The organism is Paenibacillus sp., assembly GCF_035645195.1.
GTDB lineage: Bacteria > Bacillota > Bacilli > Paenibacillales > YIM-B00363 > Paenibacillus_AE.
In genome coordinates this window covers 184,678-201,429 of record NZ_DASQNA010000007.1, presented here as the reverse complement: position 1 = coordinate 201,429, position 16,752 = coordinate 184,678, and the positions used below count along the sequence as shown (strand labels likewise).

The window sequence follows — 16,752 nt, the reverse complement described above, 5'->3', positions numbered from 1 at the left end:
TGAAGGCAACCAAGCGGTCTGCTTCATTATTCATCTACTTAGATTTTTGTCCGCTGTGCTCCCTGTCGTATTCGTTCGAAAGCTCTTCAAGAGATTTAATGGGACCATGCGGGTTTTGGGCTTCTTTCCGGCTTCTCACTTCATTGATTTTTGTCTGTTTGGATCTGGTCATAAGATACTCCTTTCATTGTTATTTGGAAATTGTCGGATTTCCATCCACATATGATGATACGCTCCCACGGATAATATTCACCTACGGCAGCTGCAGCTCCGAATCTCCGTTCGCTATCGCCTCAAGCGTGTCTGGGTCAACAAAAGCAACCAAAGCAACGATCGCGGCGATTTGGCGTTTATTTCGCAGCGAATACTCCTTCCTTGTACACCAACGTGTACATCATCCCCGCATCGGTCATTTGCGCCTGGGCGATGTCATCGTTGACCAGGGCGACATTGCGGCCGTTCGCATCGATCTTGTACAACCCCGGCTCATAACCTCTGGACACATAATATAAGCCGGTGGTTCCTGCATAAAACGAACTTGCCGGCTTGTCGCTCAGCTTCGTTTCTTGCCCGCCGGCGATATTGTATTTGTAGAGTTCCCCGACGTGGGAGAACCTTCCGCCCGTGACGGTCAAATAGTAGAGGTTCCCGTTAAAAATCTGGACAGAACCCACCTTCCGCGCCGCCAGCGTCCGATCGCCGGTCCCGTCCAAGCCGACCTGCTTCAAATGTCCCGTATCGGCATCGATATAGAAGATGCGGTCGTCCACGATCCAAAACTGCTTCGCCGGCGAGGTCAGTTCGACCTGCGACCCGCTCTCGGGATCGATGCGGTACACCGCGCCGCGATCCCGCAGGTCGTCTTCCTTGAATCCCAGCGTGTACAAGTAGCCGTCTTTTACGTATAGTGGCCCGCTGGCTCCGTAGCTAACGCCGTCGTCCCGGACGTCCCGGTAAATGCCGTACACGAAGCCTTCCTCGCCGACGAGCGATTTTTCGCCTGTTGCCGCATTCAACCGGTACAAATTGTCCGCCGCCATGCCCATAAATCGAAAATCGGCAAAATAGATATGTTCTCCGTCTTTCGTTAAATCAACGATCTGCTTGGCTCCTAACACTTCCTTCAGGGCGCCCTGTTCCACCTTGTACAGCCTCTCCGCGCCCATCGTCAAATCGCCGTAGTGCAGGTTGACGTACAATTCGTTATCGAGCTTCATCACGCCGGCCAGCCAACCGTCCGCCGGGCTCCATTGCTCCAGCGCGACGATCTTGCGGGAGGATCGATCCGCGAAGCGCAGCGCTTGAAGCTCATAGCCATCGTTCGTCGCCGTTACGTAGTAAAGCTCATCCCCAATGACTTGGGCGTTGCTGAATGCCGGCGTTCCCGGCACCTGAACTTTGGTTTCCTTCTGCCCGTCCGGTTTCCGGTACAACTCCTCGGTTACGCCGTTGTCGCGATAGGTGATTTTCGTATAATAGGTGGCGTTCCCGTACCTCGCAATCGGGTTGAGCGGCGTCGCGTCATCCTTCGGCTTCCGGGCGTCGGTCAGCTGCGTCTTGATCGGGCTTTTGACCGCCGTCGTTTGCGGGTGCTGCAAATCCACCGATACGTCGCCGAGCAAAATAAGTCCGTCGAGCCAATCGATCTTCTTGTCCAGCGCCTCGGCTGCGCTTCTGAGCGGCAGGACGATGCGGCCGTCCACCTTCTGCGGCGCTACGTCCATCGCGACCGGTTCGCCGTTGACGACCATCGTCCGGCTGTTCACCGTAAACCGGATCGTCTTGCCCGAGCCGTGATTCACTAACACGACGTCGTTCGGACGCTGCTGATCCCACCGCACTTCCCAGTAGCCGCCTCCGCGGTCGACTTCCGACGCGAGGTACCCCATCAGCCGAATCGGGACCAACACGCGTCCGTCCTTTTGCACCATGTCGTACGGTTCGAGAATATCGGTTTTCTCGCCGCTGACGAACACCTTCCCGTGAAAATCGAACGGCACGATCACCAAACGATCGAACGCTTCGTCCAGCGGAAGCTTGCCGGGCGCATCCTGCGCGACGGCGGATGAAGCGCCGCCGACGAGACAGGCGCTTACGAGGAGAGCCGATAAGAGCTTTTTCATATAAAAAATTCATTCCTTCCCAGTGGGCTGCGCTTGCTATGATTAGACGGGGAAGAGTCCCGAATAGTTTCGCGAGAAGGAAACCCAAAACATCGGCGCCGCAAAAATAAAAGGGTTACCCGAAACGGGTAACCCTCCTGAGCATGAACTAAGCGGTCACCGGCGACTTCACAAGCCGCAGAAACTCGCGCATAAAGCCTGGCAGATCGGGCCATGCATGGCCGGTGACGAGTCGGCCGTCGACATGCAGCGTTCCTTCCGCGTATTGCGCGCCCAGCCGTTCGACATCGAGGCGGCATGCGTTGTATGCGGTCATCGTGCGTCCTTCGAAATAGGAAGCATCCTGAAGCGCGGCGAACACCTGCACCGCATGGCAGATGGCTCCGACCGGCTTGTCTTCCTCGAGGAAATGCCGAAGGATCCGGGGCAGATGCTCGTTCGAGCGGATGTACTCCGGCGCGCGCCCGCCGGGAATGACGACGCCGGCGTATTCCGACGGCTCCACGTCCGCGAACGCGATATGAGCTGGCAGCAGATGCGCAGGCTTCTCGGTGTACGTCTCCCAGCCTTCCACGAAATCGTGGGCGACCGTGTGGAGCGTTTTCTTGGACGGCGCGGCGATGACCGGTTCGTACCCTTCCTCTTGAATCCGGAAGTAGGGGTAGTAGACCTCTAATACTTCCGCCGCGTCGCCGGTCAGAATGAGAATTTTCTTCGACATGCAATCACTCTCCTAATTAAAGTGCTGTGCCGAGCGTTCAAACATTCCGTTCTGACTTAGGTGCATGACCCAGGAAAATGTTACCATGCGGGCGATATTTTGAGAATCGTCCTTTCGGACTGTTGGAGCGTCGGCCTTGAGACCTATTTCTGCACGGGATGGAAGGGGGCGATCCGGATGATTCTGCCGACGAAAAGGAATTTCGTCCGATGACGTTGAACCATTATGGAAGTGTATGGGCCCGTCCGAACGAGGGAACAATTTCCGAAAAACGTGAACAGGAACATGGAGGCGTTACGAATGAGTCAGCGGTTTCGAATTACAAGGTCGTTCCAAGAGGAAAACCCGGATCTGGCGATCTCTTTGGAGGAAGCCAAGCGATATTTCGCGGCTAAGCCCGATTTTGCGTATGCGCCGTCGTATACCGTGAAAGGGCCGGCCAGCACGATGACGATCGAGGGCGATTTCTTCATGTGGAGCCACGGCGAGGCGCAAATTCCTTTCCGACATTACATGGGGGATTTGTATGTAGCCGTTACCAACGAAGCCGTCATTCCGAAAATGATCGAAATCGCCAGCGAACTGAGGGCCGACTTGACGGAGGGGTGAGAGCCGCGATTCACCCCTTCGGCCGCTTTCGGTACTCGCTCGGCGCTTCGCCGGTCGTTCGCTTGAACAGCCGGGAGAAGTAGTACGGATCGGCGATGCCGACGGCTGCGGCGATTTCTTTGATGCCGAGCGTCGTGACGTCGAGCAGCTCGGATGCGCGGCGCATTTTGAGCCGTAAGTAATATTCTACCGGCGGGAAGCCGGTTTCCTCCTTGAACAGTTGGTTCAAATGCTGCGGCGACAGCCGCGTCTTCTCCGCCAGCTCCCGCAGCGTCAGCCTGCCGTCGAGCCGGTCCTTCATGACGGCGATCGCCGTCTCCAAATAGGCGCTCGTCCTCTCCTCGCGCCGCGTGCGGCCCTGTATGGCCCCGATCGCGGCGATCGCGAACCGCAGCGCTTGGGACACGTACACGTGGTGCGCCATCGAATACGATTTCTCCGTCAACGTTTCGTAGATGTCCTGAAACCGTTCCAGAAATCGGTCGGCGTCGGCGGCGGGCAGCTGGACGGTCCGGTCCAGCAGCCGAAATTCCGCGAGCAGGGCGCCGGCTTCATCGCCCTTCAAGTGGAACCAGTAGATGCTCCACGGATCGTCCGCGTCCGCCCCGTACGCATGCGGCGCCGCCGGGGGGAGCACGACGAGCTGGCGCGGCCCGACCGCCATGTGCGGACCGCCGCCGCTGCGCACCCAGCCGCGGCCGTCCGCGCAATAGATGACGATGTGCGCATCGCTGCCTTCCCGCCGCTCCCGGTAATGGCGCCGCGCCTTCGGGAAGACGCCGATGTCGGACACGTACGCCCCTCGCGTCAACGGATGCCGCGACAGCGCCTCCGCCGTATAATCGGGCAGCAAATAAAGCCGCTGCTGCGCAAACCCTTCCGGTATGCCCCGCGTGTCCTCCATTCGCCTTCGCCATCCCCTCAAAAATCCGAATATGATGCAAAACGATATAATGTTGCACAGTACTGATGTCATGGTGATTTGTATAAATCAGAATATCGTCCATTATAAACCGCAGATCGTCAATTGGAAACCGCCTCTCCCCTCGGTAAAGTGAAGCTAAACGGAGAAACCTCCAACATTACCGCAACGGAAAAGGGGTCATCTCGCATGAGCGATACGAACGTGAAAGCCGCCGCCCGCGTGAGCGTATGGGAAGAGAAGGTCGACATCCCGACGTACGAGGTCGGCAAGCCGGACAAAAACCCGATGTTTCTGGAGAAACGCGTATACCAAGGCAGCTCCGGCAAAGTGTACCCGCTTCCCGTCATCGACAGCATCGAGGACGAGAAGCGGCCGAAGAGCTACCGCATCGTGTTCCTCGAGAACGAATATGTGCAGATCCAAATCATGCCGGAGCTCGGCGGCCGCATTTACCGCGCGCTGGACAAGACGAACGGGTACGACTTCGTCTATTACAACCGCGTAATCAAGCCGGCGCTCGTCGGGCTGACGGGGCCGTGGATTTCGGGCGGCATCGAGTTCAACTGGCCGCAGCATCACCGGCCGAACACATTCGGGCCGACGGAGTGCGCGATCGCGGAAAACGACGACGGCAGCGCGACGGTATGGATCAGCGAGGTCGACCGCATGTACGGCACGAAGGGGATGGCCGGCTTCACGTTGTACCCGGGCAAAGCGTATCTCGAAATCCGGGGGCAGCTGTTCAACCGGACGGAGCAGCCGCAGACGTTCCTCTGGTGGGCGAATCCGGCCGTCGCCGTCAACGACGAGACGCAGTCGATCTTCCCGCCCGACGTGAACGCGGTGTTCGACCACGGGAAGCGGGACGTCAGCCGGTTCCCGATCGCGACGGGCACGTATTACAAGGTCGATTATTCGGCCGGCGTGGACATTTCCCGCTATAAGAACATTCCCGTGCCGACGTCGTATATGGCGTACAAGTCCGACTTCGACTTCGTCGGCGGCTACGATTACGGCAAGGAAGCGGGCATTCTGCACGTGGCGAACCACCATATCGCGCCCGGGAAGAAGCAGTGGACGTGGGGCCACGGCGATTTCGGCCGGGCGTGGGATCGCAACCTGACCGAAGAGGACGGGCCGTACATCGAGCTGATGACCGGGGTGTACACCGACAATCAGCCCGATTTCACATGGCTGCAGCCGTACGAGGAGAAGACGTTCAAGCAATACTTCATGCCTTATAAAAAATTGGGTCAGGTCAAAAACGCGACGATCGACGCGGCGGTCTATTTCGAGCTGCAGGACGGCAAGGCGATCTGCAAAGCGTACGCGACCGGCGTGCAGGACGATGCGCGCATCGTGCTCCGCACGGAGGACCGAACGTGGATCGACGAGCGCGCCGCGCTGTCGCCGGAGCGGACGTTCGAGCGGGAGATCGACGTTCCGGGCGGGCTCGAGGCGCATCGCTTCACGCTGACGGTGTACGACAGAGACGGGCGCGCGTTGGTATCGTATACGCCGAAGAAGCCGGACGTCGAGCCGATCCCGGAATCGGCGAAGCCGATCGATGCGCCGGAGGCGCTGCCGAACAACGAGGCGCTGTACCTTGCGGGGCTGCATTTGGAGCAGTACCGCCACGCGACCCGCAGCCCGGAGCCGTACTACCTTGAGGGGCTGAAGCGCGATCCGGGCGACATAAGGATCAACAACGCGTACGGCTTGCTGCTGCTGCGCAGGGGGCGGTTCGCCGAGGCGGAGAGCCGCTTCCGCGAAGCGGTGCGCACGGCGACGCGGCACAATCCGAACCCGTACGACGGGGAGCCGCACTTCAACTTGGCGCTGGCGTTGAAATACCAGGGCCGCCTGGAGGAAGCGTACGCCGCCGCGTACAAGTCGGTGTGGTCCGGGGCCTGGCAGGACAAGGGGTACTTCCTGCTCGCGCAGCTCGACGCGATGGCGGGGCGCTGGGAGACGGCGCTCGAGCACGTCGAACGCTCCCTCATGCGCAACTACCGCAACCCGCTCGCGCGCAACCTGAAGACGGCGGCGCTGCGGAAGCTCGGGCGCCGCGCGGAGGCGGAGCGAGAGGCGGAGGCGGCGCAGACGATCGACATCGGCGACTTCGGATCGCGGTTCGAGCGGCTGCTGCTGGCGGAGGCGGCGGGCGACGAACGGCTGGCGGCGGAGCGCCGGGCGCAGTTCGAGTCGCTGCTGCGCGGCGACGTGTTCAACTATCTGGCGCTGGCGCAGCAGCTGCTGTCGGCGGGCCTCTACGACGAAACGATTCGCCTGATGGACCTGGCGCCGGAAGGGCCGGCGGGCATCTATCCAATGACGCTGTATTACCGGGGTTACGCGGCCGGCCAAGCGAACGATGCGGCAGGGGAAGCCGCCGACTACAAGGCTGCCCAAGCGGCGCCGCCGGATTACTGCTTCCCGAACGCGCTCACCGATGTCGTCGTGCTGGAGCGGGCCGCGAACGCAGACGCGGACGACGCGAAAGCGCGGTATTACCTGGGCAATCTGCTGTACGACAAAGGCCGAGCCGAGGAGGCGATCGCGCTGTGGGAAGCGTCGGCGCGGCTGAACGACGCCTTCCCGACCGTGCACCGCAACTTAGCGCTTGCGTACTACAATAAGCTCGGCGAAGCGGAACGGGCGCGGGCGGCGCTGGAGCGAGCGTTCGCGCTGAACGCGGAAGACGCGCGCGTCTTGTTCGAGCTCGACCAGCTGTACCAAAAAATCGGCCGCTCGCCGGAGGAGCGGCTCGCCTTCCTAGATCAATACCGCCCCGTCGTCGAACGGCGAGACGACTTGTTTACCGAATTCGTCAAGCTGCACAACACGGCGTCGCGCCATGAGGAGGCGCTGGCGATGCTGCTGTCGCGCCGCTTCCATCCGTGGGAGGGAGGCGAAGGCAAGGTGACGTCTCAGTACGTGCTCGCGCTTGTCGAACTGGCGAAAGCCGGCATCCGCGGCGGGAAGCATGCGGAAGCGGCGGTGCTGCTGGAGCGGGCGTTCGTCTACCCGGACAATCTCGGGGAAGGCAAGCTGGCGGGGGCGCAGGAAAACCATATCCACTACTGGCTCGGCGCCGCGTACGAGGGGATGGGCGATCTCGAGAAGGCGCGGCAAGCGTGGAGCGCCGCCGCGGTCGGACTCGACGAGCCGACGAGCGCGATGTATTACAACGATCAGCCGCCGGAGATGATTTACTACCAAGGGCTGGCGCTGGGGAAGCTCGGGGAAACGGAGCGGGCGAAAGGCAAATTCAACAAGCTGGTCGACTACGGGGAGCGCCATTTGTTCCAAAGCCTCGCCATCGATTATTTCGCGGTATCGCTGCCGGACTTCCTCGTCTTCGACGAAAACTTGGATCGGAAGAACGAAATCCACTGCCGCTTCATGCTGGCGCTCGGCTACGCCGGGCTCGGCCGGAAGGCCGATGCCGGAGAGCAGTATCGTAAAGTGCTGGAGCTCGAGCCGTCGCATCAAGGCGCGCGGTTTCACCGGTAACACCAATAAGGGAGGCGCCCGTGTCGAACGGGGCCTCCCTCTCGCTTTATACCGGGACGAGCAGCGACACGACGGTGCCGCGGCCGCGCTTGCTTTGGATGCGGATGCCGTACGCTTCGCCGTACAGCAGCTTGATCCGCTTGTCGGTGTTGACGATGCCGATATGGCCGCCGGGCTCCCCGTCCGCGCGCAGCATGTCCCGCACCTCCGCGAGCCGCTCCGCCGTCATGCCGACGCCGTTGTCGATAACCGCGATGCGCAGCCCTTCGGGAAGGCGCGACACCTTGACCTTGAGCGCGCACGGGCCGTCCTTTTCCTTGATGCCGTGGTAGATCGCGTTCTCGACGAGCGGCTGCAGCAGCAGCTTCGGCACACCGTAGACGCAGTCGTCCGGATCGTAATCCCAGACGACGTCGAATTTGTCCTTGTACCGGGCCGTTTGGATATGAACGTAGTTCATCGTATGGCGAATTTCTTTCTCGAGCGGCACGATTCGGTTCGGCCGGTCGAGCGAATATTTCAGCAGGTCCGACAGATGCTCCAGCATCCGGTTCGCCTCGTTCGGCTTGCCGGTCAGCGCGAGCACCTTCCAGTAAATCGTCTCCAGCGTGTTGAACAGGAAATGCGGATTGATCTGCGCCTGCAGCGCCGTCCATTCCGCCGCTTGGAGCTTGTACTTTTTCTCGGACAGCTGGATTTTCAAATAGTTTTGCTCGATGAAGTTCATGATGATTTTTTGCGTGATAAAGTCGTACTCGTTGTTGGTGCGCAGCGGCGCGGTTTCAGGCAAAGGCTGTCCCCGTTCGGCGGATTTGATGATCGAGATCATCTTCCGGATCCGGTTCACGTTGCTGCGGGTCAGCAGGAACGTCAGCGCCACGCCGACGGCGAACGACACGACGATGAGCAGCAGCGTATACCGGCTGAGGCGCGACGGGACTTGCCGCAGCTCTTCCTCCGGCGCGACGGAGACGTACCGCCAGCCGAACGGAGCGGATGTCATTCGGTCGACGGCGTACGAGCGGCCGTTCGACGTCAGGCGGAACGCCGCCGTGCCGGACGCGAACGCCGCGGTCTGCGCCTCCGGCACGATGGCGCCCTCCCGGTTGCGGAACAGCAGACGCCCGTGCGGGTCGAGCACCAAAATCGTATGCTCATCGTACAGCTCCATGTTGCGCAGCTGCTTTTCGATGTACTCGTTGTAGACGTTCAGCACGAGAACGCCGTACGGTCGATGGTGCACGGAGGAGTATAAATTTTTGTATACGGTCGTCACCCGAATCGGCTCCTCGAACGAATAGCGGCGAATCAATCGGGACTCCGTCCAGATGCCGGTTTCGGCGCGGTTCCGCTCGAAGCTGTCCCTCCAGGCGACGTCGTGGAACTGATCGAACTTCGCAAGACCGGTGCCGCTCGCCAAAAACTGACCGTGATCGTTATACACGTATACGTAAATCGACTCGATATACGGTCTCGCGTTCACCGGCGCGTTGATATACTGGATCGTCGATTTCATGAGCCGGAGATGGTCGAGCGTCAGCGTCTGGGTGCGGAGAATTTCCTCCAGGCTGTACAGCAGCTCCGGGGTCGCGAAGGCGACGCTCAGCGACGTCATTTCGTTCATGACGGTTTCCATCGCGCGATCGATTTGCTGGAACAGCATGCCGTTGTTCCGCTCGATTTCGCCCTCGACGTACCGATTCGTGAACGTGACGGCGAGGCTGCCGAGCACGATCGTCGGAATGAGCAGCGGGACGAGGAACAGCATCAAATTTTTGAGGAAAAACTGCTTCCTCATGGATGCGCCTCGGCGGAGGGGATGTGCCGGTTGCGATAATCGCGCGGGCTGACGCCGTGAAACTTTTTGAACGTCCGGGTGAAGTTCTTCGCATGGCTGTAGCCGACCAGCTCGCTCACTTCATAGGTCTTGTAGCGAATGTCCATCAGCAGCTCGGCCGCTTTCGTCATGCGCAGCGATACGATATAATCGGAGAAGTTTTGCCCGGTCTTCTCTTTGAAATATTTGCTGAGGTAAAACGGATTCATATGCACGCGGGCCGCGGCCTCTTCGAGCGTCGCGTCCTGATAATGCCGTTCGGCGTACGCTTTGACGGCGGCGATCACCTTTTGCGCGTAAGGCGCTCCGTCGGCTTCTTCCGGCTCGGCGGTCCGCCGCTGTTCGTCCAGCTCGAGCTTCAGCTTCGAGAAGACGGCGTACAGTTCGTCGTATTTCGTCGGCTTCACGATGTAGCCTTTCACGTCGTATTCCAGCGCCTGTTTGGCGTATTCGAAGTCTTTGTAACCGCTTAAGAAAATGATTTTCACAGGACTTTTGGTCTCGTACAGCGACTTCGCGACCTCGAGGCCGTTCAACACCGGCATCATGATGTCGCACAGCACGACGTCGACCGGCTTCTCCGCCATGAAGTCGAGCGCTTTTTTCCCGTTCTCGCATTGACCGACCAGCTCGAATCCGATCTCGCTCCACGGAAAATATTGCGACAGCCCGTTTCGGATTTCTACTTCGTCGTCTACTAATAAGAGTTTATACATGGAAGCAGTCCTCCTCTCGAAGTGGCTTCGAGTTTAGCATACTTGCTTTCGGGTGGGAAGTATAGACGCCGCATTTTAGAAAAATACGCCGCATTTGCGCCATTGTTAAATGAGGATACCTTTTTTCGCAAACTAGACAGATCCGCATCCGTAAATCCTAAACGAGATGCCTTTGGGTAAACGCTTACAAAGCTTATGATGAACGAGGGCAGAAAGAGAAGCAACCAAGGAACACGAAAAAAGGGAGGAACAACAATGAAACGACAACTTCGACGGGGAATTCTTTTGTGCTTGATCGGCGCGCTTGCGCTTGTGTTCGCGGCCTGCTCGTCCGGGCAGCCGGCGGCGGAGGCGCCCGCGCAGGGCGACGCGTCGGGAAGCGCGCAAGGCAGCGAACCGGCGGCGGCGGAGAAGGAGAAGGCGACGCTCCGCTTCGCATGGTGGGGCTCGGAGGTGCGGCATAAAGCGCTGCTCGCGGCGATCGACAAATATATGGAGTTGAACCCGCACGTCACGATCGAGCCGGAGTACAGCGGGTTCGAAGGGTATTACCAAAAGCTCGTCACGCAGTTCGCGGGGGGCACCGGCCCGGACCTGACGCCGCTGTCCGTCGACTGGATCAACGAGATCGCGGTGAAGGGCGACTTGGTCATGGACTTGTATACGTTGAAGGATCACATCAATTTGGCGGCCTTCGACCAAGCGTTCCTAGAGCAATATGTCGTGCACGGCGGCGAGCTGGTCGGTCTGCCGATGGGCGTCAACGGCATGACGATCGCGTACAACCGCGCTTTCTTCGAGAAATTCGGCATTCCGGAAGATACGGTGTGGGACTGGGCGAAAATTCATGAAATCGGCAAAAAGGTGCACGAGCAGGATCCGAACGCGTATTTGCTCGGCATGTTCGATTACCGCGGCTTCCTGCAGCCGTACGTCAACCAGAAGACGGGCAACCAATGGATCAACGAGGACAAGACGCTCGGCTTCGACGAAGCGGCGGTCGCAGACGCGTTGGCTTACTACAAAAAGCTGCTCGACGACGGCGTACTGCAGCCGGTGGAAGAGAGCAGCTTGTATCCGGACGTGACGGAAAACCTGCAGTGGCAAAACGGCAACATCGGCATGATGTTTACGCTGGCATCCGCGATGGCGAAGGTGAAAACGCATGTTCCGGACATCGGCGTCGCCATGTTCCCGATTCCGGCCGACGCGAAAACGTCTGCCGTGCTCGTCAACCCGAGCAACCCGCTCGCCATCAACAAGAAGACGGCGCATCCGGAGGAGGCGGCGAAGTTCGCGAGCTGGCTGCTGACCGATCCGGCGGCGGCCGAAATTTTGAAAGACGTGTACAGCGTGCCTGCCGCCGCGGCGAACGCCCAGGCGCTGGCGGACAAAGGGCTGATCGACGCGACGACGCAGCAGGCGGTCGAAATCGCGCTGCAGCGTCCGGGCAATCCGGTCAACGCGCTTAGCAACAATCAGGAGCTTGCGCAAATTTCGATCGACATCATGGAGCAGGTCGCCTTCGGCGCGATGACGCCGGAGCAGGGCGCCGCTGAAATCGTGAAGCGGGTGACGGCGAAGCTGAAGGACATTCAGTAAGCGAATTTTTCAAGACATAGATAGGGTGGGGGTGCCATATGACTCAGCAAGCCGCTGCGATGACCCGGACGACGAGGAAACGGAGCGACCGCAAGGGCTGGATCGGTCTCGCGTACATCAGCCCGTGGATCGTCGGCTTCCTCGTCCTGACGCTGTACCCGTTCCTGGCTTCCTTGTACTACTCTTTCACCGATTACAGCATGGTGCAGGAAGCCCGGTTCGTCGGCCTGAAAAACTATATCGACATTTTTACGAACGACCCGCTGTTTTATAAATCGCTGAAAGTCACGTTCCTGTACGTCGTTATGGCCGTCCCGCTGAAGCTCGCCTTCGCGCTGCTCGTCGCCATGGTGCTCAATGTGAACATGCGCGGCATCAACTTCTTCCGAACCGTATATTATCTGCCTTCCATCCTGGGAGGCAGCATCGCGGTTTCGGTGCTGTGGCGGTTTCTGTTCATGCGGGAAGGGCTCGTCAACGCGGCGCTCGCGAAGGTCGGCATCCCGCCGCTTAATTGGCTCGGCGATCCGGAGCTGGCGCTGTTTACGATCACGCTGCTGCCGGTCTGGGAGTTCGGCTCTTCGATGGTGCTGTTCCTCGCCGGACTGAAGCAGGTGCCGAAGGAGCTGTACGAAGCCGCGAGGGTGGACGGCGCGTCCCGCGTGCGCATTTTCTTCAATGTGACGTTCCCGCTGCTGACGCCGATCGTGCTGTTCAACCTGATCATGCAGACGATCAACGCGTTCCAGCAGTTTACGGCAGCCTTCGTCATTACGGACGGCGGCCCGATGAAATCGACGTATTTGTACGGACTCATGCTGTACGACAACGCGTTCCAATTTTTCAAAATGGGGTACGCCTCCGCGCTGTCCTGGATTTTGTTCTTGATCATTTTGGCGTTTACGATGCTTCTGTTTAAAACCTCCGATCGATGGACGCACTACGAGGACGGGGGGGACGGCAAATGACGATCGGACTTTCGAGAAACGTATGGACCGCCTTGTTTTTGAGCGTATTCGGCATCGTGTTCATTTACCCGCTGCTGTGGCTCGGTTTCGCTTCGGTGAAGCCGAATACGGAGGTATTTTCGTCGATCGGGCTGTGGCCGTCCGAGTTCGTGTGGGACTCGTACGCGCGCGGCTGGCAGGGCGTCGGGCGGAGCAGCTTCGGGAGGTTTTTCCTGAACACGTTCGTCATGGTCGTGCCGGTCGTCGTCTTGACGGCGCTCTCCAGCGTCGTCGTCGCGTACGGCTTCGCCCGGTTCAACTTCCCGTTCAAGCGGCTGTTCTTCGTGCTGATGATTTCGACGCTCATGCTGCCGGACGCGGTCGTCATGATTCCGCGGTACATCTTGTTCCGGGACTTCGGCTGGCTGAACTCGTATTGGCCGTTCTATGTTCCGGCGCTGCTCGCCGTCAACGCGTTCTTCGTGTTTCTGCTCGTTCAGTTTTTCCGCGGCATTCCGCGGGATTTGGACGAAGCGGCGGTGATCGACGGCTGCAATTCCTTCAGCATTTTGGTGCGCGTGCTCGCGCCGCTGTCGGTGCCGGCGATCGTGTCGGTGTGCATATTCCAGTTCATTTGGACGTGGAACGAGTTTTTCAACGCCTTGATTTATATCAACAGCGTCACGAAATTTACCGTATCGCTCGGCCTGCGCATGGTGCTGGATAACGAAGGCGCCGTGAACTGGAACCAGGTGATGGCGATGTCGGTCGTTACGATCGTGCCTTGCATCGTCGTCTTCTTCCTGGCGCAGAAGCATTTCGTGGAAGGGATCTCCACGACGGGGCTGAAGGGGTAATTCGGACGCGGAGGAGGAGGTGGCTGCGATGACGCGTCGTCAGCCGAATGTGATCGTCTTTTTTACGGACCAGCAGCGCTGGGACACGACCGGGGTGCACGGCAACCCGCTGGGGTTAACGCCGAATTTCGACCGGTTGGCGAAGTACGGCACGCATCTCGAGTATGCGTTCACGTGCCAGCCGGTGTGCGGGCCGGCGCGGTCGTGCCTGCAGACGGGGCTGTACGCGACCGAAACCGGCTGCTTCACGAACGGCATCCCGCTGCGCGAGGAGCTGCCGACGATGGCCCATTATTTTAACGAAGCGGGCTATGATACGGGGTATATCGGCAAATGGCATCTCGCCGTGACGCGCACCGAGCCGGTGCCGGAGCGGCTGCGGGGCGGCTACCGCTATTGGCTCGCCGCGGACGCGCTCGAGCATACGTCGGACGCGTATGACACGGTGCTGTTCGACAATGCTGGCGCACCGGTAAAGCTGCCGGGTTATCGGGTGGACGCGATGACGGATGCGGCGATCCGGTACATCGACGAGCGGAAGGACCGACCGTTCTTCCTGTTCCTGTCGTACCTCGAGCCGCATCACCAAAATCGCCGCGACGACTACCCGGCGCCGGACGTCTATCGGGACATGTACACGTCCCGCTGGGTGCCGCCGGATCTCGCCGCGCTCGGCGGCACGGCGCATCAGCAGCTCGGCGGCTACTACGGCATGGTGAAGCGGCTCGACGAGGCGCTCGGGCGGGTGACCGACGCGCTCAAGAGCCTCGGGCTGTCGGAGGATACGATTATTCTGTTTACGTCGGATCACGGCTCGCATTTCAAGACGCGGAACGACGAGTACAAGCGCTCGTGCCACGAGAGCTCGATCCGCGTGCCGGCCGCGCTGTACGGCGGCTGCTTCACGGGCGGCGGCACGATTCGCGAGCTCGTCAGCCTTGTCGATTTCCCGCCGACGCTGTTGGATGCCGCCGGGCTCGGCGCGCCGGAGCATATGCAGGGGCGCTCGATCGCGCCGCTCGTGCGGCGGGAGGCGGCCGAGTGGCCGGACGACGTGTTCGTGCAGATCAGCGAGTCGCAGGTCGGCCGCGCCGTCCGCACGAAGCGGTGGAAGTACGGCGTCACGGCGCCGGACGCCGACCCGCTGCGGGACCCGGGGGCGGATCGATACGTGGAGGAGTATTTGTACGACCTGCACGCGGACCCGTACGAGCTGACGAACCTCGCGGGCGCCGCGTCGCATCGGCATGTCGCCGACCGGCTGCGCGAGCGGCTCGTCGCGCGCATGGTCGCGGCGGGCGAGCGCGCGCCGGTCATCGAGTCGGCGCCGCCGCGCACAGCCGCGCAGCGCAAGGCGGCGCCGGAGGAGGCGCACGAGTAGGTGCCGTCCGGGGCGCGCGCCGCACCGGCGGCAGCGCCGCGCGTTTCGACCAGCCGCGCCGGTCCGCCCGCGCCGCTGCGATTCCAACGCCGCCGGGCGTGGACCTCCCGGTGAAGATGGGAAGGGTGTACGCTAATTATGAGAAGGGTCTTCCCAAAAGAAGGGAAGACCCTTCTCATGTTGGGCTGCTCGGAGTCGGTGAGAGGCGGTCGGCCGCGCAAGATGGGAAGGGTATACACTAATTATGAGCAGGGTCTTCCCAAAACAAGGGTAGACCCTACCCATGTTGGGCTGCTCGGAATCGGTGAGAGGCGGTTGGCCGCGCAAGATGGGAAGGGTGTACACTAATTATGAGAAGGGTCTTCCCAAAACAAGGGAAGACCCTTCTCTTGTTGGGCTGCTCGGAGTCGGTGAGAGGCGGTCGGCCGCGCAAGATGGGAAGGGTGTACACTAATTATGAGCAGGGTCTTCCCAAAACAAGGGTAGACCCTACCCGTGTTGGGCTGCTCGGAGTCGGTGAGAGGCGGTCTCGCCGCGCAAGATGGGAACCATGTTGGTTCGCCGGGAGTCGGTGAGACGGGGTTGAGCTTGCCGCCGCGGCAGCGGTCTGGGGATAACCTACGCAGATCGGACAAATGTTGATAAGTCGTCCTGTGGATATGTGAACATCTTGTTTAAGATTCGGGTTTCCAAGGAGAATGTTATAGACAATCAGTGGATAATTATGTGGATAATGTTGGTGATGTGCAGAAATCGTGGATAGGAGGAGCAGGAGACGGATTGCTTTTAAGCGAAATGGAGAGGGAGTACTGTTCAGGGGTATTGATATGATATGAGAAGCAAAGGTATTGCAGTCATACTGGTTCTCGTGTGGTTGCTCGGCTGCCAGCAGCCGCCGGAGTCTCCCGAGCCTGTCGATAAGAGTCAAGAATATGCATTGTGGTCGGGGAGAATTGATCATTACGCTGAAGTGTTAACGCGGGCGAAATCTTATTTGGAAGAGGATCGAGTCGACGAGGCAGCCGTTTTATTAAAGGGCTTTACCATCAGTCATAACGAAAGCAAATTGTACGATCGGATCCGAGAGGAGGTTTTCTTTTACCTAGCGGATTATTATGGGGAGGAGCAAGCAAGCCTACTGAAGCGTATTGAAGGAAATCTGCATGAAACGGTGAATCGACTGCCTTCTTTCCTTGAAGCGGCGGAATCCGAGCGAATGGCTGCACTGGAGACATTGTTGGGGGATTTTCTGATTGGAGTCCCCAGTTACGGAAGGCTCGGTCAACCGGCGTCTAACCATGACCTGAACCTTAGCAACATATTTGTATACCCTAGTCATATGAACGAAAGCCATACGACGGAAGAAATCGAACAACTGATTCGAGACAAATTCGAACAATCGGAAACCATCGTTTCATTCCTAACGCTCGACCAGTAACACATCAAATCCTGCGAGACCGCGGCGTTTAACGCTGCGGTCTTCTTTTCATTTTGACCGCAAAGCGCGGCGGCGTTCCC

General features: G+C 59.5%; 13 protein-coding genes. 7 read left to right on the top strand and 6 right to left on the bottom strand.

Annotation, left to right across the window (positions count from 1 at the left end):
• Positions 1-34: 34 nt before the first annotated feature.
• From VE009_RS02025 to VE009_RS02015, 3 genes are all read right to left on the bottom strand, one after another.
• Positions 35-172 carry a DUF6254 family protein gene (locus tag VE009_RS02025; protein WP_325005718.1) on the bottom strand — a complete coding sequence of 46 codons (138 nt, stop codon included), beginning with the start codon at positions 170-172 and terminating at the stop codon, positions 35-37.
• 178 nt (positions 173-350) lie between these two features.
• Positions 351-2,123 (bottom strand): DUF5050 domain-containing protein, encoded by a 1,773-nt coding sequence (locus tag VE009_RS02020; RefSeq protein WP_325005717.1) that lies wholly within the window; start codon positions 2,121-2,123, stop codon positions 351-353.
• Between the two features lie 148 nt (positions 2,124-2,271).
• On the bottom strand, positions 2,272-2,844 hold the full coding sequence (locus VE009_RS02015) for a DJ-1/PfpI family protein (RefSeq protein ID WP_325005716.1): 573 nt from the start codon (positions 2,842-2,844) through the stop codon (positions 2,272-2,274).
• Positions 2,845-3,144: 300 nt separating this feature from the next.
• Between VE009_RS02015 and VE009_RS02010 the strand changes: the two genes are divergently transcribed.
• Positions 3,145-3,453 (top strand): hypothetical protein, encoded by a 309-nt coding sequence (locus VE009_RS02010; RefSeq protein ID WP_325005715.1) that lies wholly within the window; start codon positions 3,145-3,147, stop codon positions 3,451-3,453.
• 10 nt (positions 3,454-3,463) lie between these two features.
• On the opposite strand, the gene VE009_RS02005 is transcribed toward VE009_RS02010, so the two are convergent.
• The gene (locus VE009_RS02005) at positions 3,464-4,357 is read right to left on the bottom strand and encodes an AraC family transcriptional regulator (protein ID WP_325005714.1); all 894 of its coding nucleotides are present in this window, start codon (positions 4,355-4,357) and stop codon (positions 3,464-3,466) included.
• 207 nt (positions 4,358-4,564) lie between these two features.
• On the opposite strand from VE009_RS02005, the gene VE009_RS02000 reads away from it, so the two are divergent.
• Positions 4,565-7,894 carry a DUF5107 domain-containing protein gene (locus tag VE009_RS02000; protein ID WP_325005713.1) on the top strand — a complete coding sequence of 1,110 codons (3,330 nt, stop codon included), beginning with the start codon at positions 4,565-4,567 and terminating at the stop codon, positions 7,892-7,894.
• A 46-nt stretch (positions 7,895-7,940) separates the two neighbouring features.
• On the opposite strand, the gene VE009_RS01995 is transcribed toward VE009_RS02000, so the two are convergent.
• Positions 7,941-9,692 carry a sensor histidine kinase gene (locus tag VE009_RS01995; RefSeq protein WP_325005712.1) on the bottom strand — a complete coding sequence of 584 codons (1,752 nt, stop codon included), beginning with the start codon at positions 9,690-9,692 and terminating at the stop codon, positions 7,941-7,943.
• On the bottom strand, positions 9,689-10,447 hold the full coding sequence (locus VE009_RS01990) for a response regulator transcription factor (RefSeq protein ID WP_325005711.1): 759 nt from the start codon (positions 10,445-10,447) through the stop codon (positions 9,689-9,691). Before VE009_RS01990 ends, VE009_RS01995 begins: the two co-directional genes overlap by 4 nt.
• A gap of 255 nt (positions 10,448-10,702) precedes the next feature.
• Here VE009_RS01990 and VE009_RS01985 point away from each other — a divergent pair, with 255 nt between their 5' ends.
• The 5 genes from VE009_RS01985 (at position 10,703) to VE009_RS01965 (ending at position 16,672) form a co-directional block, all read left to right on the top strand.
• Complete coding sequence (locus tag VE009_RS01985; protein ID WP_325005710.1) at positions 10,703-12,049, top strand: ABC transporter substrate-binding protein; 1,347 nt, start codon at positions 10,703-10,705, stop codon at positions 12,047-12,049.
• Between the two features lie 38 nt (positions 12,050-12,087).
• Positions 12,088-13,017, top strand: coding sequence for a sugar ABC transporter permease (locus VE009_RS01980; protein WP_325005709.1), 930 nt, complete (start codon positions 12,088-12,090; stop codon positions 13,015-13,017).
• Complete coding sequence (locus VE009_RS01975) at positions 13,014-13,853, top strand: carbohydrate ABC transporter permease (RefSeq protein ID WP_325005708.1); 840 nt, start codon at positions 13,014-13,016, stop codon at positions 13,851-13,853. Before VE009_RS01980 ends, VE009_RS01975 begins: the two co-directional genes overlap by 4 nt.
• Positions 13,854-13,881: 28 nt before the next feature.
• A complete protein-coding gene (locus VE009_RS01970) occupies positions 13,882-15,234 on the top strand; it encodes a sulfatase-like hydrolase/transferase (protein ID WP_325005707.1) in 1,353 nt (450 codons plus the stop codon).
• Between the two features lie 832 nt (positions 15,235-16,066).
• Positions 16,067-16,672 carry a hypothetical protein gene (locus VE009_RS01965; protein ID WP_325005706.1) on the top strand — a complete coding sequence of 202 codons (606 nt, stop codon included), beginning with the start codon at positions 16,067-16,069 and terminating at the stop codon, positions 16,670-16,672.
• The last annotated feature ends 80 nt before the right edge of the window (positions 16,673-16,752 follow it).